This window comes from Pseudoalteromonas sp. '520P1 No. 423' (genome assembly GCF_001269985.1).
Taxonomy (GTDB): Bacteria; Pseudomonadota; Gammaproteobacteria; order Enterobacterales; family Alteromonadaceae; genus Pseudoalteromonas.
On sequence record NZ_BBZB01000001.1, the window covers coordinates 1,596,304 to 1,614,858 of the forward strand.

Sequence of the window (18,555 nt, forward strand, 5' to 3'; positions counted from 1 at the left end):
TCGTATTTTGGCTAATGAATTAAATGGCTTTAATATTCAAGAAATAATGGCTTTATTACCACATCGTTACCCAATGTTATTGGTTGATAAAGTGGTGGATTATGAAGCTGGTAAATATTTACATGCAATCAAAAATGTAACAGCTAATGAGCCTATTTTTACTGGTCACTTCCCAGATCAGCCTATTTTCCCAGGCGTGATGATTTTAGAAGCGATGGCTCAAGCAACTGGTTTATTAGGTTTTAAAACGACTGAAGGTCGTGCTGATAATGAACTATACTTATTTGCTGCAATTGATAATGCAAGATTTAAGCAACCAGTTTACCCTGGTGATACGATGCATTTGCATGTAGATTTTATAAAAGAACGTCGTAATTTATGGAAGTTTTATGGTGAAGCAAAAGTAGACGGCAAGGTTGTTTGTACTGCTGAATTAATGTGTGCTAGAAGAGAGTTATAAGCGTGATCCATTCCTCTGCGATTATTGAGCCTGGTGCTCAAATTGGTAAAAATGTAAAAGTAGGTCCTTGGAGCTACATAGGTAATGATGTTGTGATTGGTGATGATTGTATTATTGAGTCACATGTTGTTATTAAGGGCCCATCTGTAATTGGTTCTGGCAATCATATATTTCAATTTGCGTCAGTAGGTGAAGCCTGCCAAGACAAAAAATATGATAATGAACCAACAAAGCTAATTATTGGCGATAATAATATTATTCGTGAATGTGCAACGATTCATCGTGGTACAATACAAGATGAAGGTATAACAAAAATAGGTAGTGATAACTTATTTATGGCTTATACCCATGTAGCTCATGATTGTGTTATTGGTGACAATTGTATATTTGCTAATAATGCAAGTGCAGCGGGTCATGTGCATATTGGTGACTGGGTGATCCTAGCGGGTAATTCAGGGATACATCAGTTTTGTCATGTTGGTTCACATGCTTTTGTTGGCATGTATTCAGGCATTAATAAAGATGTACCACCATTTGTTACAACGATTGGCACACCAGCTAAAACTGTTTCAATTAATTCTGAAGGCATGAAACGCAGAGGTTTTGAGTCAGATGAAATCATGGCAACTCGACGTGCTTATAAAACAGTTTATAGAAAAGGCTTAATGGTTGATGAAGCAATTGAGCAAATGGCTGATGATATTGCAAAATACCCTGCTGTGAAAATGTTTGCTGACTTTATTAAAAATTCAGGCCGAGGCATTACACGATAGTATTTTTTATTATCCACATAAAGCCCACTTCGTGGCAATTTTCTAGCTTGATGTTGTGAGGGCCATCCTCACAACAAGCCACGAAATGATTCATTTTAGTCCAATATATAAGAACTCAAAACAGTGACAAAACCATTACGTATCGGCATTATTGCCGGAGAACATTCAGGCGATATTTTAGGCGCAGGTTTAATTAAAGCCATTAAAGCAATAAACCCCAATGTAGAATTTGAGGGGATTGCTGGTCCAAGAATGAAAGCCCTTGGATGCCATTCTCATTTTGCGATGGAAGAGTTAGCTGTAATGGGGATTTTTGAAGTCCTACCAAAACTAAAGCGCTTACTTAAAATAAAAAAAGAAATTGTTCAGCATTTTACTGATAATCCACCGGATGTATTTATTGGCGTAGATGCACCTGACTTTAACTTAAGAGTTGAAAAACCTTTAAAAGAAGCAGGTATCAAAACAGTGCAGTATGTGAGTCCTTCAGTTTGGGCATGGCGTAAAAAACGCATATTTAAAATTGCCGACGCAACAAACTTAGTACTAGCTTTATTACCATTTGAAAAATCATTTTATGATGAACATCAGGTACCTTGTCAATTTGTAGGTCATACTCTGGCCGATGAGTTACCGCTAGAAGTTGATCAAAGCGGAGCGAGAGACAAACTAGGTTTATCTCAAACTGACAAAGTATTGGCTTTATTACCGGGTAGCCGAAGCTCTGAAGTTAAAGTGCTAAGCGAACCTTATATTCAAGTGGTCAAATTATTAAAGCAAAAAGTACCAGAGCTAAAAATTGTAGTGCCATTTGTAAATGATAAAAGAAAAGCTGAATTCTCAGAATTTGCATTAAATATCGCGCCTGAAATTGATTTTATTCTGTTAGATGGACAATCAAGAGAAGCAATGCAATCTGCTGATGCCATATTATTAGCATCAGGCACGGCTACATTAGAGGCGATGTTCTTCAAGAAACCTATGGTTGTCGGTTATAGGCTAAAACCGCTGACATATCATTTATTAAATACCTTTTTTACTTTTGATATTAAGCATTTTTCATTACCAAACTTATTAGCTGATAAAGCTTTGGTTCCTGAGTTATTTCAAAAAGATTTAACAGCACAGAATTTAGTTGAAAAATTAACGCCTTATTTAATGGAAGATCAGAGCGAGCTTAAAGAAACATTTATGACCATGCATAAAGCCTTAAGACTTGATGCAAGTAATGAGGCTGCAAAAGCAGTGCTAAATTTAATTAATAACGGTGATCACTAATGGAAATAATACGTCCAAATACACATTTAATAGCTGGTGTAGATGAAGTCGGTAGAGGACCTTTAGTAGGTGACGTTGTAACTGCCGCTGTTATTTTAGATCCAAATAAACCGATTGCAGGCTTAGCTGATTCAAAAAAATTAACTGATAAAAAGCGCCAAGCATTAGCGATTGAAATTAAAGAAAAAGCATTATGTTATTGCATTGAACGTGCAAATATTCAAGAGATAGATGAGCTTAATATATTACATGCTACTATGCTTGCAATGAAACGCGCAGTTGAGGGATTAGCGATACCAGCTGAATTTGTATTTATTGATGGTAATCGCTTGCCTGATATTAGTATTCCAGCACAAGCGATTGTAAAAGGTGATAGCTTAGTTGCAGAGATAAGTGCGGCATCAATTTTAGCTAAAGTGGCCCGTGATAATGAAATGATTGAGCTTGATAAAGAATTTCCACAATATGGCTTTGCAGGCCACAAAGGCTACCCAACGAAAGCGCACTTAGCTGCACTTGAAGAATACGGTATTACTGAGCATCATAGAAAAAGCTTTAAACCCGTTAAAAAAATAATAGAAATGCAGGCTAAATAGGATCATTATTCGATTATGACTCAACCCAATTTTGTTCATTTACGTGTCCATAGTGATTTTTCATTAGTTGATGGGTTAGGTAAAACAAAACCTATTGTAGCTAAAGCTGCTGAAATGAATATGCCGGCTTTGGCTATTACAGATCAAATGAACTTATGTGGTTTAGTTCGTTTTTATGGTGCAGCACATGGTGCTGGCATAAAACCCCTTGTAGGTGCTGATTTCTGGTTACAATCACCAGAATTTGATGATGAAGTTTGTAGAATAACCGTTTTAGCGAAAAATAATGTTGGCTATAAAAATTTAACGGTTCTGATTTCTGAGGCTTTTTTACGAGGTCATGTTCAAAATCGTGCCATGATCGATAGAGAATGGTTGGTTGAACATAAAGAAGGCTTAATCTTATTATCTGGGGCTAAAGATGGTGACTTAGGTAAAGCGCTACTTAAAAATCAAGTTGAGAGTATTGAGTCTATCACTGATTTTTATCAAACCCATTTTCCAGATCATTATTATATAGAGCTAGTTAGAACCTCAAGAGCACAAGAAGAAGAGTATTTACATAAAGCTGTTCATCATGCCAATCAAACAGACTTGCCAGTTGTAGCGACAAATGAAGTGGTATTTATTGAACCATCAAAATTTGATGCTCATGAAGTGCGCGTTGCTATTCACGATGGTTTTACCATAGATGATAAACGTAGGCCAAAACGATTCTCCCAACAGCAATACTTCAAAACAGCTGAAGAAATGGCTGAACTATTTTCTGATATTCCAGAAGCACTCGAAAATACAGTAGAAATTGCAAAACGCTGTAATGTAACAATTCAATTAGGTACCTACTTCTTGCCGGATTATCCAACGGGAGGTCTCTCAATTGAAGACTTTTTAGTTCGTGTATCGATAGATGGTCTAGAAGAGCGTTTAGCGACGCTTTTTCCTGATGAAGAAGATAGAAAAGAAAAACGCGGTATATATGACGATAGACTAAAAGTTGAGCTTGATGTTGTAAATAAAATGGGATTCCCAGGTTACTTCCTGATCGTAATGGAGTTCATCCAGTGGAGTAAGGATAATAATATTCCTGTAGGGCCAGGACGTGGTTCAGGTGCAGGTTCATTAGTTGCTTATGCACTAAAAATTACCGATCTAGACCCATTAGAGTTTGACTTACTTTTCGAGCGATTCCTGAACCCTGAACGTGTTTCTATGCCGGATTTTGATATCGATTTCTGTATGGATAGGCGTGATGAAGTAATTGATCATGTTGCTGCACTATATGGTCGAGATGCTGTATCTCAGATCATCACCTTTGGTACTATGGCGGCAAAAGCGGTAATACGAGATGTAGGTCGTGTATTAGGTCACCCTTACGGTTTTGTTGATCGGATCTCAAAATTAGTACCGGGTGACCCTGGTATGACTTTAACAAAAGCATTTGAAGTAGAGCCAAGATTACCAGAAGCATACGATGGCGATGATGAAGTTAAAGAGCTTATCGACATGTGTCGTATTCTTGAAGGGTGTAACAGAAATGCCGGTAAACATGCCGGTGGTGTTGTTATATCGCCTACAACAATTACTGACTTTGCAGCACTGTATTGTGATGACGAAGGTAAGTTTCCAGTTACACAATTTGATAAAAATGATGTAGAAACAGCTGGTTTGGTAAAATTCGATTTCTTAGGTCTAAGAACACTGACAATTCTGCAGTGGGCTTTGGATATGACCAATGAAAGATTAACTCGAGAAAATAAAGAGTTAGTTGATATTGCTACTATCCCATTAGATGATCAAAAAAGCATAGATTTATTACTAAGGGCTGAAACAACCGCGGTATTCCAATTGGAATCTCGTGGTATGAAAGACTTAGTACGCAGGCTTCAGCCAGATTGTTTTGAAGATATGATTGCCTTGGTAGCACTATTTAGACCAGGACCATTGCAATCAGGCATGGTAGATAACTTCATTGAGCGTAAGCATGGTCGTGAAGCAGTTTCTTACCCTGATGAAACTTGGCAACATGAGTCATTACAGCCAATTCTAGAGCCTACTTACGGTATCATCTTATACCAAGAACAAGTAATGCAAATTGCACAGGTATTATCTGGATACTCTCTAGGTGGTGCAGATATGCTGCGTCGTGCTATGGGTAAGAAAAAACCTGAAGAAATGGCAAAGCAACGTGCAACGTTTGAAGAAGGCGCTGTTAATAATGGTGTAGATGGCGAGTTGGCCATGAAGATATTCGATTTGGTAGAGAAATTTGCCGGATACGGATTTAATAAATCTCACTCAGCTGCATATGCACTTGTTTCTTATCAAACACTTTGGATGAAAACCCATCATCCTGCAGAATTTATGGCCGCAGTAATGTCGGCCGATATGGATAATACAGATAAAATAGTCACACTAGTAGATGAGTGTGAAAATATGGACATGCCTTTATTACCACCTGATGTAAATTGTGGTTTATATAAATTCACTGTTAATTCACAAGGTCAAATTGTATATGGTTTAGGTGCCATAAAAGGTGTAGGTGAAGGCCCTGTAGATACAATTTTAGAAGCCAGATCCAGAATCGGTCAATTCAAAGATTTATTTGATTTTTGTGCCAATATAGACCAAAAAAGACTGAATAAACGTGTTATTGAAAAATTAATCATGGCAGGTGCTTTAGATAGTTTAGGTCCAAAATTACCTGAGTCTAAAGATAAAAGTGCAATACAAGGTGCCCGCGCGACTTTAATAGCCAGTTTACCTGATGCAATTAAGTCTGCGACGCAACACAATAAAGCGCAAGCTTTAGGACAAGATGACTTATTTGGTTTATTAGCAACTGAACCTGAAGATGTTGCACAAGCATTTGTACATGTCCCACGCTTTTCTGATAATGAATGGTTAGAAGGTGAAAAAGAAACTTTAGGCCTTTATTTAACAGGGCACCCAATTAATCAATATAGAAAAGAGTTAAAACACTATATTAGCGGTAGATTAGTTGATTTGCAGCCAACTGAACGTGATGTGATGACAACTACGGCTGGTTTAGTGATAAGCACCCGAGTTTTGATTAATAAAAAAGGAAAACGTTGGGGCTTAATCACCTTAGATGATAAAAGTGCGCGCATGGATGTACGTTTTTTTCCTGAACAGTTTGAAACTTACGAAGAATTGTTACAAAATAACAATATCTTGGTGATATCTGGACAGGTCAGCTTTGATAACTTCTCCGGAGGCCTTACAATGACTGCTCGGGAAGTGTGCAAGATAGAACAGGTGCGTGAAAAGCGCATTAGAAATATAAAAATGAAAGTTAAAATGCAGGATATTGATGGTAAGTTCTTCGATAAGTTGCAAAATGTACTTGAACCTTATAAATACGGCACCTGTCCTATCATTATAGAATATGAACGACCGGATATAATTTCGGAGCTTTCATTAGGAACGCAATGGTGTGTTACGCCAAGTGACGACTTATTACATAAGTTAGGTCAATTGGCGGCGCAAGATATAGATTTAGAATTTAACTAGTTAGGTCTTTTAGAGCATGAGTCTCAATTATCTGGATTTCGAACTTCCAATTGCAGAATTGGAAGCAAAAATTGAAGAATTACGTAGTATTGGTAACGTTGGTGAGTTAGATCTAAGTCTTGAAGACGAAGTAGGTCGCTTAAAAGACAAAAGTACAGAGCTAACTCAAAAAATATTTTCTGAGTTAGGCGCGTGGCAAGTGCAGCAATTAGCACGTCACCCGTTACGTCCTTATACACGTGATTATATTAATCATATATTTACTGAGTTTGATGAATTGTGTGGTGATCGTGCTTTTGCAAATGATCCTGCAATTATCGGTGGTATTGCGCGTTTAGATGGCGAACCAGTTATGGTTATTGGTCATCAAAAAGGTCGTGATACAGCTGAAAAAATTAAACGCAACTTTGGTATGCCAAAGCCAGAAGGTTACCGTAAAGCATTACGCTTAATGGAAATGGCTGAACGTTTTAATATGCCAATTATTACTTTTATTGATACGCCAGGTGCATACCCAGGTGTCGGCGCTGAAGAGCGCGGTCAAAGTGAAGCAATTGCGAAAAACCTTAAAGTAATGGCTGGCCTTAAAGTGCCAACTATTTGTACTGTTATTGGTGAAGGTGGTTCTGGTGGTGCATTAGCAATTGGTGTGGGTGATCGTGTAAACATGCTGCAATATAGCACTTACTCGGTAATTTCTCCTGAAGGTTGTGCGTCAATTCTTTGGAAAAGCGCTGAAAAAGCATTTTTAGCTGCAGAAGCTATGGGTGTAACCGCAGATCGTGTTAAAGAATTAGACCTAATCAACAATATTGTTGATGAACCTATGGGCGGCGCACATCGCAACCATGAAGGCATGGCTAAAAACTTAAAGGCACAATTAAAGCGTGATTTATCTGATCTTAAAGCGCTTTCTACTGATGAAATGCTTGAGCAAAGATATGATCGTTTAATGTCATTTGGTTATTGCTAATGAATAGACTGCTTAGGGCAGTCTTTTTATGAAAGCTTCTAAAATATATAAAATATTCAGCAATGTTGTTTTTAAAAAGCTGAAAACTATAAAGCCACATTCAAACTCTTTGACTGTGGCTTTGTCTGGTGGAGTAGACTCAGTTGTTTTGCTTCATTTAGCCAATACCTTTCAAAAAGACAATCCCGATATATCCGTAAGTGCGATTCATGTTGATCATGGCCTAAGTAATAATGCTAAAGATTGGCAGCTATTTTGCGCTCAACTGTGTGAAAAACTAAATATACCACTGAAAACTTCCCAAGTTGAAGTTAATAAAAAGACTAGGCAAAGTTTAGAAGCCGTTGCCAGAGAACAAAGATATCTCGCTTTATTTGAGCTATCAGATGCCAGTAGTGTTATTTTATTAGGACAACATCAAGACGATCAGGTTGAGACTTTTTTACTGCAATTAAAAAGAGGTTCGGGTTTAGCGGGTTTAAGTGCCATGGCAAGCTTAAGCACACAACAAGGGCGTTATTTATTAAGACCATTATTGAATATATCCCGAGCCCAGATAGAAAGCTTTGCAACCGATTTTGCTATTAAACATATTAATGATGAATCAAATGATAATAAAAGCTTTGACCGTAATTACTTGCGTCATGATATTGTGCCGCAATTAAATGAGCGATTTAGGGGTTTTAATTCATGTGTATCGCGCAGTGTAGAGTTATTACAGCAGCAGCAAAGTTTAATAGATGAAATATCACAATCAGATTTAGACCAAGCTTATAACGTATCTCAAGCAAAAGGTGATAGGGCATTACCTGTTTGCTTTTTATCCTCGCTGTCTTTTGCAAGGCAAGCAAATTTAGTGAGGTTTTGGCTTGGTAAACATAATTTATTAATGCCATCAAAAGTCATTTTAGAGCAAATTTTAAATCAAGCCGCCAATGCTAAAATTGATGCCAAAATTAATATCGCACTAGGTAATCACTCAATACAAAGGTTTCGAAATGAGCTTTATATTGTTGCTGAATATGAACCCATTTTAGATGTGTACGACTGTGATTCAGATACCATTTTATTAGGTAATGGCAATTCATTGGCTAAATACCAAGGGAAAGGCATTAGAGATATTAAACCTGATGAAAAATTGAGTGTGCGTTTTTCTAACTTGAAAGTACGGATTAAACCGAGCAATAAACCGGGTAGCAATACCGTAAAGCATTGGCTTAAAGATGCAAAAGTGCCGCCTTGGCAGCGTGCTGCTGTGCCACAGATTTACTATAATGACACTTTGGTGCAAGTAGTTGGCTATTTTATTAATGATGATTATGCACAAGATCAAGGTGTATTCTGGCAATTAAAAGAAGATATTTTAAATGAGAACAAATGATCAAGTCGGAAAATCAATAATTTCAAAAGCTTATATAGGATTAATAATATCATTAATTATTATTTGTATTTTATGTTTTTCAAGTGAAGTATTTTTATTTGCCATTATAAATGGTGTGATTGCAGGCAAACTGACATCTCTATTTTTATTATTTTATTGGCGAGGTAAGGGTGGCAGCTTTTTTATCATCGCTTTGTTGAGCCCACTAGTTGCTATAATAATGACAAGTCTGCCTAATTTTATTTCTTTATTTCAATTAGTCAGCGCTTATTTTATCGGTGCTTCAGCATTGTTAATGCTTTATGGTTTTACTGAGAAAAAATAAAATTTTATATGGAAGAAAGGACAAGCTCCTTTATTTCATAATTTCAAAGCAATCTCGACCATTTTTTTTAGCCTTATATAACGCTTTATCAGCACGTTCAAACACAGACACTTGGTCATCACTGACCTTAGCTAAAGTGAAACCTATGCTAGTTGTTACTTGATGTTTTGCTAAAAGCGCATCTTGATGAACTAGTATCTGCATTCTATTTGCAATAATATTGCACGCATTTTCTTGGTTATCATCAACTAAAATAGCAAATTCATCACCTCCAAATCGAAATACGGTATCAATGCCACGAATACTTTGAAGTAACAGCTTTGAAAATTGTACTAAAACGCGATCGCCAAATAAATGCCCATGGGTATCATTTACTTGTTTGAAGTTATCTAAATCTAATAGCATTAAACCAAAATGTCTATGATGTCGGCGACAGCGGTCTAATTTTTTACATAAGTAGTCATTAAAATGACTGCGATTGCTTAAGCCTGTTAATATGTCTTTTGTTGCTAACTTTTTAACACGGTAAAACATAAGCGCATTTCTAAGAGGGTAAACAAGTACACTATGCAGTCTTTGGAGTTTCTCTTTAAGGAAAATACTGATCGGTTTTTTAGTAAAATAAACTAATTGCCCCAATCTCTCATTTTCAATTTCTAAATCAAAAGAAACAGTTTGGCCTAAATTTTTACTCCCTGTCATTTCAACAACGCCATCAATACTATGAAACTGTAGGCCGTCTATCGGTAATAACTTTGCCGCTTCGAATGAAAAAATATTGATAAGTTTATCCAGCTCTAAGGTTTTTTGAAGTTGAGCGACTAAACTATGAATATTCCCATCATTAGTAGAGCGGTAAGAATTAGCCGTAGGAGGCAAATATTGTCCTCTAGTTGAAGAAGCGTGTGTTAAAACATGTACATTTTCCACTTGTATTCTCCGTTAATGGAATTGCGATAAGGGTCTAATTAGTACAAAATCATGTTTGCAGGTATTGTGCCAAATATCACAATAATTAAATATTTTGATAAAAATAATATGATAACTAGAATTAAAACAATTACTTGCTATATTTGATAAATAAAAGCGATATTTAGATTAATAAAAATATAAGGGATTTAATAATTGCAGAGTGTTTTTACTGAAATTTTTAGTTTATTAGTTATTGCGGCATTGCTCGTATGGGTTTTTAAAAGAATTAATTTACCTCCTATTTTAGCCTATCTTGCGACGGGTATTTTTGCAGGCCCTCATGCTTTAGGTTGGATCACAGATTATCAAGAAATTCATTTGGTTGCAGAGTTTGGCATCGTGTTTTTATTGTTTTCGCTAGGCTTAGAATTTTCAATTCCTAAACTAGTCGCCATGAGGCATATCGTATTCGGATTAGGCTCGGCACAAGTCGGGATCTCTACTTTTTTAATTATGTTAGTTGCGATAATTTTTGGCACTAATTGGCTCAGTGCATTCAGTATCGCCAGTTTATTGGCACTTTCATCAACAGCTATAGTTGTTAAACAATTAAGTGAATCGGGTGAATTACATACTCGCAGAGGGCAATTAGCCATTGGCATATTGTTATTTCAAGATATAGCGGTTGTGCCTTTATTAATCGCATTACCTTTATTAGCAGGTGAAGGAGAGCAGTTATTAGTTGTTGCACTTTTAATTGCGCTTGCTAAAGGCGCATTAGTGTGTGGACTGTTGTGGGCAATTGGTAAATGGGTTTTACCGCGGGTATTTAATGCGGTTGCTCAAGTGAGAACTGATGAGTTATTTGTTTTAACGACTTTATTAGTGACATTATTTGCCAGCGCATTGACACACTTCTTTGGCTTATCTATGGCATTAGGTGCATTTTTAGCTGGAATTATGCTTGGAGAAAGTCAATATCGGCATCAGTTAGAAGCGGATATCAGACCGTTTCGTGATATTTTAATGGGATTATTTTTTGTAACTGTAGGTATGCAACTTGATATGGCATTCGTATTTATGAATGCTAATTGGGTGATTTTAGGTTTAGTAGGGCTCATTTTAATTAAGTGTTTAGTGATTAAACTGCTTGCTCGCATGATGGGCGAAAGTCAAAAGGATGCGTGGTCTACTGGGTTAATGTTATGCCAAATGGGTGAGTTTGGTTTTGTTTTAATTGCATTGGCTTTACAGAATCAAATTATAGCCTCGTCATATGCGTCTTTATTAATTGCTGTAGGTGTATTATCAATGGCAATTACCCCTAATTTAATTGATAACAATCAAAAAATAGCTAAGGTTTTGTCGAGTAAAGAAAAGGACAAAAATAAACATGATGAAAAGCCGACCTTTAAATCTGAATTAGAACAGCATGTTGTAATTTGTGGTTTTGGTCGAGTAGGGCAAACAGTTGCACGTTTTTTAAAAACAGAAGCAATCCCCTATATTGCATTAGATTTAGATCCTGTTCGTATAAGGGAAGCGCAAGCAGCCGGAGAAAACGTACATTTTGGTCATGTTAAACATAAAGAAGTGTTAAATGCCGCAGGGGTTAAAAATAGCCGGTTAGTTATCATCACCTTTGCTGATTATGATAAGTCGACTGCAATTGTAAGTGTACTAAAAAGTATAAGTGAGACTGTTAAAATATTAGTAAGGATGAAAGATGATAGTCGTTTAGACGAATTAAAAGATGCCGGTGTTACTGAGGTAGTACCTGAGTCTTTAGAGGGCAGTTTAATGCTGGTCTCTCATGTATTGTTTATGTCAGGAGTTCCCGTTAAACGTATTCTACGTAGGGTGCAACAAGAGCGTAAAAATAGGTATGGCATACTACATGGCTATTTTCCGGGAGAGAATTCAGATTTACCACCTAGCTCAATAGAAAGGTTAGAACATTTACATGCAGTCGCACTCTCAGATGATGCTTTTGCTATTAATAAAAGTCTAGAAGAGTTAGCGCTAGATAAAAAACGCGTCGATATAATGGGTTTACGCAGAGAAGGTAAAGAAATATCAAAACCGGCTCTTGATATGATTTTACAAAGCCAAGATATTTTGGTGATCAGAGGAAAACCAAGAAAAGTAGAAAGAGTCGAAAGATATTTACTTGAAGGGGATTAACATTGCTAGCCTAATCACACTTTATATCTAAAAACTCTAAAATTTCATCAATTTGATTTAATCCATCTTCATATCCGATCTCAATTAAATGTCGAGTATAAGATTTTTCAAATAATAAATAACTGGTTAAACTTGATTCAGAATGCGCTTTCACCCCAATTAATCTCAAAATCATTTTTATAGCAAAAGGCATTCTATCGTAATGTTCACACGCAATTGCATTAAAGTTTTTAGAGGGATTAATTACAAAAGTTTCTACTCGCTTTAACTCTTGATGTTTATCTTTGGCAGGTAATAAAGAGACTGTGCGATTAACACGTTCTAGCCTTTCAATGTCAGAATGTAAAGTATCAGAAAATATCGTATCTAATAAGTGACCTGCAATACTAGAAATACCCGGGTAGTGAGGCTGAAAACCCAAGTATTTATTATCTTTAGGTTGATCGACACCTATGATAAATATTTTATTGGCACCTAAATGAATCGGTGGACTTAATGGTGAGAGTTGATGAATTGACCCATCACCAAAATAAGCCTGGTTGATTTTAATACTAGGAAAAACCATAGGAATTGCGCTTGAAGCCATTAAATGCTCAATATTAATTTGAGATTGCTCTCCACAGCGTTTAGCTCTTTTCCACGGCACAGTGTTTTTAGCTTGATAAAAAGCGACAGATTCTCCACTGGTATAGCTTGAAGCTGTGACAGAAAGCGCTCTTAAATAACCATTGGCAATATTTTTATCTATTCTTTTTAGCTCCATGACACTTTTTAAATATGCTCTTAAAGGTTGGTTATCAAGCAGACTTGCTGGTGAATGATTTAAATGATCAGACTGAAAACTACCTAGGATATTTGAAAATAAATGGCAAAAAACATGGCGTAAGTCACTATGATAAACTTGGTTTGTGCTAAAGTTTTTCCATACCCACTCTAGTTTTTTTACGCCTAGGTGAAAACAAGAAGCATAACTGGCAAGAGCCGTTGCATTGATTGCACCTGCTGACGTTCCGTTTATAATACCAAAAGGGGATGGGCAGTTACGTGGTAACTTTGTTGCTATAGCTTTGAGCACGCCAACTTGATAAGCTGCTCGTGCGCCACCTCCGGTCAATAACAAGGCCGTTTTATTTGCTGGCACAATATTATGCTTAGTTGCTTTTTTTATCATATAGGCATAATCAGCTTTTGTTAGGGTATTTTCTTTAATTTAGAAGATATTGAATTAAAAAGAAATTGTTTATTTGTATATGAGTGAAATATGACAGAAAAAAATGTAGAACAAGACTCTAACGTAACTAAAAAACGCATTTACATGTTTGCCTTAATAATCATGTTAATTGTTATTATTGGTGCGAGCTTTAAATTATTTACATCGTTAAATTCAAAAGATGTTACAGAACCTGTTGCCGTTGCGCTGCCAGTTGTGGAAGTTGAAGAAATAAAAGTTGTTGAACATGTAGAAGAGCAGCAGCAAGAGCAAAGTAATCAAGGTTTGACTGAACACATTGAGCCTGAATTAACACAAACACCAGACTTGCCTTTAGTTGAAGTTGAACCTGTAAAAACATTGCCGCAATTAAATGATAGTGACTTAAGTGTTAAAACTCAGTTATCTCAATACTTTGCTAAACAAACTCTAAAACTGGTTGTACAAGATGACATGATCAGACGTTTTGTAGTTTATGTTGATAATATTGGTAAAGGTAAAATTGCTAAAAAACACAGCCCTATTATTGAGCCACAAGCGAGTTTTACTGTTGTAGAAGGTGATATTTTAACTATCGCGCCACAAAGTTATGAGCGTTATACGCCTTTTGTTGAGCTATTTACCAGTATGACACCACAGCAAGCTGTGAACTTTTATAAAGAATATAAACCACTATTTGATGAAGCGTATGAAGAGATAGGTTATCAAGAACGAGATTTTGACGATGCGGTTTTTGATGCGATAGATATGGTATTAACAACACCGATAGTAACAGGTAATGTACCATTATTAAGTGAAAGCGTAGCATATAAATATGCTTATTCAGAGTGGGAGCAACTTCCTGAGGCGCAAAAGCAATTATTAAGAATGGGCGCTAAAAATGTTAAAAAAGTAAAAAGTGCTTTAAAAGGCATTAAAACGTTTTTAGAAACTTCAGAATAATAATTCTCCAATACTTCAAATTCAGCTGAGTTTTATACTCAGCTGACTCATTATTGTATGTTTACCATGCAAACAAACATATTTTTAAAGTTTTAACTTGATATACCCGCTATAAATAGTGATAATCACCCCGCGTCTAACAAGACCCTCTATGGTAGTCTTATTGGTCCTCTCGCAACAATAGTTCGTGAACCTGGTCAGGCCCGGAAGGGAGCAGCCACAGCGGATGATTTGTGTGCCGGGATGTGGCTGGTAAGACTGCCACCCAATATTCCACTTTTTTTGTCGTTTTCACCATAAGTTGGCATAGTCTATTTTTAAATACATTCATTGTATGAAAATAAGCAATGTTATGTATCGCCGAAATCTAAAACACTCTCGCGTAAATAATATTTTTAAGTTTGCCAGTCAAAAAATGAAAACTGTTTTTTACAGTCGAGTCATTTTTAGAATTTGATACCTGCTTTCATTTTGAATATTCCCCTGATGTAATTAGTTTTGAATATTCCCCTGATGTAATTAGTTTTGAAGCTCAACCTTTAACTTTTAAATATCAATTTGATGATAAAGTCCGAAGGTATACACCAGATTTTTTAGTTACTGATAAAAAATATGGCGAACGCTTCATTGAAGTTAAACCCTCAAATAGAACGATTAATGAAGAATTTAGACTTAGGTTTTCAGCAAAGCAGCAGCAATCTATGTTATTAGGCAAACCGCTTATTTTGGTTACAGAACAGCAAATCCGTATAAACCCAATTTTAAACAACCTGAAATTATTACATCGCTATTCAGGCTTTCAATCTTTAGCGCCATTGCAATACAAGTTACTAGAATTAATTAAATCATTAGGCATGGTACGTATTATACAGATTGTGCAATCCCAAAATTTACCTGAAGGAGAAGTGTTAGCGTCTGTTTTAGGACTGATTTCGCATGGATTTATTGATACTGATTTAATTAATTCAAACTTTGGTATTCAATCAAATGTTTGGCTAGCAAATGAGTAAAGATAGCTTAGAACAAAGCGGGTTTTCAGATGAATTATTGAATTTACCACAAATAAAACATGAAGATGCATCTGATTTTCGTGAAAGAGATTTAGCGAGTTATCCTAAAAAAATCCAATATGAAGTTTCCAAACGTTATGATTATATCAAATGGATAGAAAGTCACTTAATAGGGGGCTGGACAAAGAAAAATTTAATGCCTCTAATAAACACAGAACCAAAGCATAACACAAGTACTCGACCATACTGGCGAACAGTAGCTAGATGGTGGCAGAGTTTCAATAAGTCAGAAAGAGATATGCTTTCTTTGATCCCAAAACACGCTAAAAAAGGTAATTGTAATACAGTATCTTCTTCAGATAAATTTTACGAGCAAGCAGTTGAACGATACCTGGTAAAAGAAAGGCCATCAATAGCAAAGGTTTATCAGTACTATAGTGATATTATTCGATTAGAAAATGAAACTATAGTTGGCGAAAAAATTAAAGCGCTTTCATATAAAGGTTTTTATAAAAGAATTAAAAAACTCCCTAAATATGATGTTATGGTTGCAAGATATGGTAAATATTTAGCTGATATGGAGTTTCAAGCCATTTATGGCCATCGCCCTCCAACTCGAATACTAGAGCGTGTTGAAATTGACCATACACCTTTGGATTTGATTTTATTAGATGATGAGCTATTAATCCCTTTAGGTAGACCATTTTTAACGCTATTAATTGATAGTTATAGCCGATGCATTGTTGGCTTTCACTTAGGGTTTAAAGAGCCAAGTAACTACTCTGTTTTAAAAGCACTACTAAATGCGATAAAACCAAAAAGCTATATTAGAGAACAGTTTCCATGCATTGAAAATGAGTGGCCATGTCATGGTAAGTTTGAAACTTTAGTAGTTGATAATTGCGCTGAATTTTGGAGTAATAGTTTAGAACAGTCATGTTTAGAAATTGGTATCAATGTTCAATACAATCCAGTAAGAAAACCTTGGCTAAAGCCTATGGTAGAACGTATTTTTGGTACAATTAACCGAGAACTATTAGTAGATATTCCAGGCAAAACATTTTCAAATATCCTAAAGCGAGCAGAATATAACTCAGCTAAAGATGCGATTATGCGTTTTTCTACTTTTAATGATCTTTTACATCAATGGATAATTGATGTTTATCATCAAGATAAAGATGCACGAGCACGTTTTATTCCGATTTTGTCATGGAAAACAGGTTATCAACAACTCCCACCATTAAAAGCATCATTAGAAGATTTAACTAAATTAGATATTGTATTAGGTCTTAGTGAATATAAGCAGCATAGGCGCGGTGGAATTCATATACATAACCTTAGGTATGATAGTGATGAACTATCTGATTATCGAAAAATGTATGGTGAAAAAAGTGGCGAGACTGATAAATATTTAATAAAAACAAACCCAGATGATTTATCTTCAGTTTACGTTTATTTAAATAAGTTAAGCCAATATCTAAAAGTGCCATGCATAGACCCTACTGGTTACACTCAAAAGCTAAGCTTGTTAGAACATCAAATAAACCTTAGATTACAACGTAATTATATTAATAATAGTGTCGATTTGGTTAGTTTAGCCCGTGTAAGAATAGCGATAAATAATCGTATTGAGCAAGAAATCAAAGTTATTAAAAAAATGGCCTCAAAGCGAAGCGTACGCGGTGGTGCTGCATTGGCAAAACATCAAGGGATCAGTAGTGACAATAGCACAAGCATTGTAATGGAGAGAGAGGAAGTTAAAGGTGAATTTAATACCATAGCTGAAAAACCGTCAGTAGAAGATGATTGGAATAACCTTATTTCAGACCTGAAACCTTATTCATGAAAACACTTAATCACAATCAAGAAGAAAAGCTAAATAGCTTTATTACTTCGTTTATTGCTCATCCAATACTTAATACAATCTTAAATGATTTTGACAGGCTCAGATATAATCATAAATTAGGTGGTGAGCAGCAATGCATGTTGCTTACAGGTGATACTGGAACGGGAAAATCGTCAGTAATTAGTCACTACCAATCATTAGTTAAATCACAGTTCATAAATGATAAATTGCATAAACCATTATTAGTCAGTCGAATTCCAAGTAAACCCACCTTAGAAACAACCATGATTGAGTTATTAAAAGACTCAGGGCAGTTTGGTAGCTGTAATAAAAAAACTCGCAATAATGATCAAAGATTAACAGAATCTTTAATTAAACTTTTGAAGCAATGTGGTACTGAATTAATCATAATCAATGAGTTTCAAGAATTGATTGAATTTCAAAGCGGTCAAAAAAGAAATGAAATTGCCAATAGACTCAAATACATAAATGAAGAGGCTGGAATTCCTATAGTACTAGTGGGTATGCCATGGACTGCTAAAATAGCTGAAGAGCCTCAATGGTCATCTCGTTTAATGATCCGGCGTAACATATCTTATTTTAAACTATCAGAAAACCCACAGAATTTCATTCAATTGTTAATGGGCTTAGCTCAACGAATGCCTTTCACTATAAAGCCAGAACTTGAAGACCAAAAAGTAACTTATGCATTATTTTCTGCAAGTAAAGGCTGTTTTAGAGCATTAAAACATTTATTAGATGAATCTGTAAAACAAGCTCTATTAGATGATGCTGTTACTTTAACGATTGAACACATGACAAGCGCTTTTGACTATTTCTATCCTGAACTCATTAACCCATTTACACAATCATTAGCGGATATTAGTGCATGTGAAGTACAAAACTACTCCCGGTATGACCTTGGTGCACAAAGTGATTTTGATGCACTGATCCCCACACAATTTACTGACAAATTACCAATTAGCCAACTACTTAAAAAGAACTGACTCAATAATATCATCTACAGATCATAGTTGTCAGCAGACAATAAAGTTTGATGATTAAAGAAGAGAGAGTAATTGATAACCACGCCTAATTACAATATATTGTGCTCGTTTCACTCTTTTCTTGGCA

The 18,555-nt window shown here is 35.7% G+C and carries 15 protein-coding genes, 1 other RNA gene and 1 pseudogene; 15 read left to right on the forward strand and 2 right to left on the reverse strand.

Translation table 11 applies throughout. The features are described 5' to 3' along the window. Positions 1-7: 7 nt before the first annotated feature. The 8 genes from fabZ (at position 8) to PSA_RS07315 (ending at position 9,317) form a co-directional block, all read left to right on the forward strand. Positions 8-460: a 3-hydroxyacyl-ACP dehydratase FabZ gene (fabZ, locus tag PSA_RS07280; RefSeq protein ID WP_042145978.1), complete on the forward strand. Its 453-nt coding sequence runs from the start codon at positions 8-10 to the stop codon at positions 458-460. 2 nt (positions 461-462) lie between these two features. After that, positions 463-1,233, forward strand: coding sequence for an acyl-ACP--UDP-N-acetylglucosamine O-acyltransferase (gene lpxA, locus PSA_RS07285; protein ID WP_042145976.1), 771 nt, complete (start codon positions 463-465; stop codon positions 1,231-1,233). 123 nt (positions 1,234-1,356) lie between these two features. Then, positions 1,357-2,511: a lipid-A-disaccharide synthase gene (lpxB, locus tag PSA_RS07290; RefSeq protein ID WP_042145974.1), complete on the forward strand. Its 1,155-nt coding sequence runs from the start codon at positions 1,357-1,359 to the stop codon at positions 2,509-2,511. After that, positions 2,511-3,107 carry a ribonuclease HII gene (gene rnhB / locus PSA_RS07295; RefSeq protein WP_042145972.1) on the forward strand — a complete coding sequence of 199 codons (597 nt, stop codon included), beginning with the start codon at positions 2,511-2,513 and terminating at the stop codon, positions 3,105-3,107. The genes lpxB and rnhB overlap by 1 nt, the downstream gene beginning before the upstream one ends. A 15-nt stretch (positions 3,108-3,122) precedes the next feature. Continuing rightward, positions 3,123-6,638, forward strand: a complete 3,516-nt coding sequence (gene dnaE, locus PSA_RS07300; protein ID WP_042145970.1) for a DNA polymerase III subunit alpha — start codon at positions 3,123-3,125, stop codon at positions 6,636-6,638. A gap of 16 nt (positions 6,639-6,654) precedes the next feature. After that, on the forward strand, positions 6,655-7,611 hold the full coding sequence (accA, locus tag PSA_RS07305; protein ID WP_042145969.1) for an acetyl-CoA carboxylase carboxyl transferase subunit alpha: 957 nt from the start codon (positions 6,655-6,657) through the stop codon (positions 7,609-7,611). Between the two features lie 28 nt (positions 7,612-7,639). Further along, a complete protein-coding gene (gene tilS, locus PSA_RS07310; RefSeq protein WP_052380016.1) occupies positions 7,640-8,992 on the forward strand; it encodes a tRNA lysidine(34) synthetase TilS in 1,353 nt (450 codons plus the stop codon). Beyond that, on the forward strand, positions 8,979-9,317 hold the full coding sequence (locus PSA_RS07315; protein WP_042145967.1) for a hypothetical protein: 339 nt from the start codon (positions 8,979-8,981) through the stop codon (positions 9,315-9,317). The genes tilS and PSA_RS07315 overlap by 14 nt, the downstream gene beginning before the upstream one ends. A gap of 30 nt (positions 9,318-9,347) precedes the next feature. On the opposite strand, the gene PSA_RS07320 is transcribed toward PSA_RS07315, so the two are convergent. Then, positions 9,348-10,247, reverse strand: coding sequence for a GGDEF domain-containing protein (locus tag PSA_RS07320; protein ID WP_042145965.1), 900 nt, complete (start codon positions 10,245-10,247; stop codon positions 9,348-9,350). A gap of 195 nt (positions 10,248-10,442) precedes the next feature. Here PSA_RS07320 and PSA_RS07325 point away from each other — a divergent pair, with 195 nt between their 5' ends. Next, a complete protein-coding gene (locus PSA_RS07325) occupies positions 10,443-12,413 on the forward strand; it encodes a monovalent cation:proton antiporter family protein (RefSeq protein ID WP_042145963.1) in 1,971 nt (656 codons plus the stop codon). 10 nt (positions 12,414-12,423) lie between these two features. Here the strand turns inward: PSA_RS07325 and PSA_RS07330 are convergent, their stop codons facing one another. Continuing rightward, positions 12,424-13,584, reverse strand: a complete 1,161-nt coding sequence (locus tag PSA_RS07330; protein WP_042145961.1) for a patatin-like phospholipase family protein — start codon at positions 13,582-13,584, stop codon at positions 12,424-12,426. A 90-nt stretch (positions 13,585-13,674) separates the two neighbouring features. On the opposite strand from PSA_RS07330, the gene PSA_RS07335 reads away from it, so the two are divergent. From PSA_RS07335 to PSA_RS07355, 6 genes and pseudogenes are all read left to right on the forward strand, one after another. After that, complete coding sequence (locus tag PSA_RS07335) at positions 13,675-14,565, forward strand: DUF3014 domain-containing protein (protein WP_042145959.1); 891 nt, start codon at positions 13,675-13,677, stop codon at positions 14,563-14,565. Between the two features lie 161 nt (positions 14,566-14,726). Next, positions 14,727-14,823: signal recognition particle sRNA small type (gene ffs, locus PSA_RS07340), an RNA gene on the forward strand. A gap of 260 nt (positions 14,824-15,083) precedes the next feature. Continuing rightward, a pseudogene (locus tag PSA_RS26235) lies at positions 15,084-15,242 on the forward strand (Tn7 transposase TnsA N-terminal domain-containing protein); the annotation flags it as partial. 24 nt (positions 15,243-15,266) lie between these two features. Beyond that, positions 15,267-15,575 (forward strand): hypothetical protein, encoded by a 309-nt coding sequence (locus PSA_RS26240; RefSeq protein WP_231665228.1) that lies wholly within the window; start codon positions 15,267-15,269, stop codon positions 15,573-15,575. Then, positions 15,568-17,421: a Mu transposase C-terminal domain-containing protein gene (locus PSA_RS07350; RefSeq protein WP_042145938.1), complete on the forward strand. Its 1,854-nt coding sequence runs from the start codon at positions 15,568-15,570 to the stop codon at positions 17,419-17,421. The genes PSA_RS26240 and PSA_RS07350 overlap by 8 nt, the downstream gene beginning before the upstream one ends. After that, positions 17,418-18,428, forward strand: coding sequence for a TniB family NTP-binding protein (locus tag PSA_RS07355; RefSeq protein ID WP_042145936.1), 1,011 nt, complete (start codon positions 17,418-17,420; stop codon positions 18,426-18,428). Before PSA_RS07350 ends, PSA_RS07355 begins: the two co-directional genes overlap by 4 nt. Positions 18,429-18,555: the final 127 nt, after the last annotated feature.

Coding starts and splice junctions, on each gene's coding strand:
- rnhB (WP_042145972.1), top strand. CDS start 2,511: ATGGAAATAATACGTCCAAATACACATTTAATAGCTGGTGTAGATGAA.
- dnaE (WP_042145970.1), top strand. CDS start 3,123: ATGACTCAACCCAATTTTGTTCATTTACGTGTCCATAGTGATTTTTCA.
- accA (WP_042145969.1), top strand. CDS start 6,655: ATGAGTCTCAATTATCTGGATTTCGAACTTCCAATTGCAGAATTGGAA.
- tilS (WP_052380016.1), top strand. CDS start 7,640: ATGAAAGCTTCTAAAATATATAAAATATTCAGCAATGTTGTTTTTAAA.
- PSA_RS07315 (WP_042145967.1), top strand. CDS start 8,979: ATGAGAACAAATGATCAAGTCGGAAAATCAATAATTTCAAAAGCTTAT.
- PSA_RS07330 (WP_042145961.1), bottom strand. CDS start 13,584: ATGATAAAAAAAGCAACTAAGCATAATATTGTGCCAGCAAATAAAACG.
- PSA_RS07335 (WP_042145959.1), top strand. CDS start 13,675: ATGACAGAAAAAAATGTAGAACAAGACTCTAACGTAACTAAAAAACGC.
- PSA_RS26240 (WP_231665228.1), top strand. CDS start 15,267: ATGTTATTAGGCAAACCGCTTATTTTGGTTACAGAACAGCAAATCCGT.
- PSA_RS07350 (WP_042145938.1), top strand. CDS start 15,568: ATGAGTAAAGATAGCTTAGAACAAAGCGGGTTTTCAGATGAATTATTG.
- PSA_RS07355 (WP_042145936.1), top strand. CDS start 17,418: ATGAAAACACTTAATCACAATCAAGAAGAAAAGCTAAATAGCTTTATT.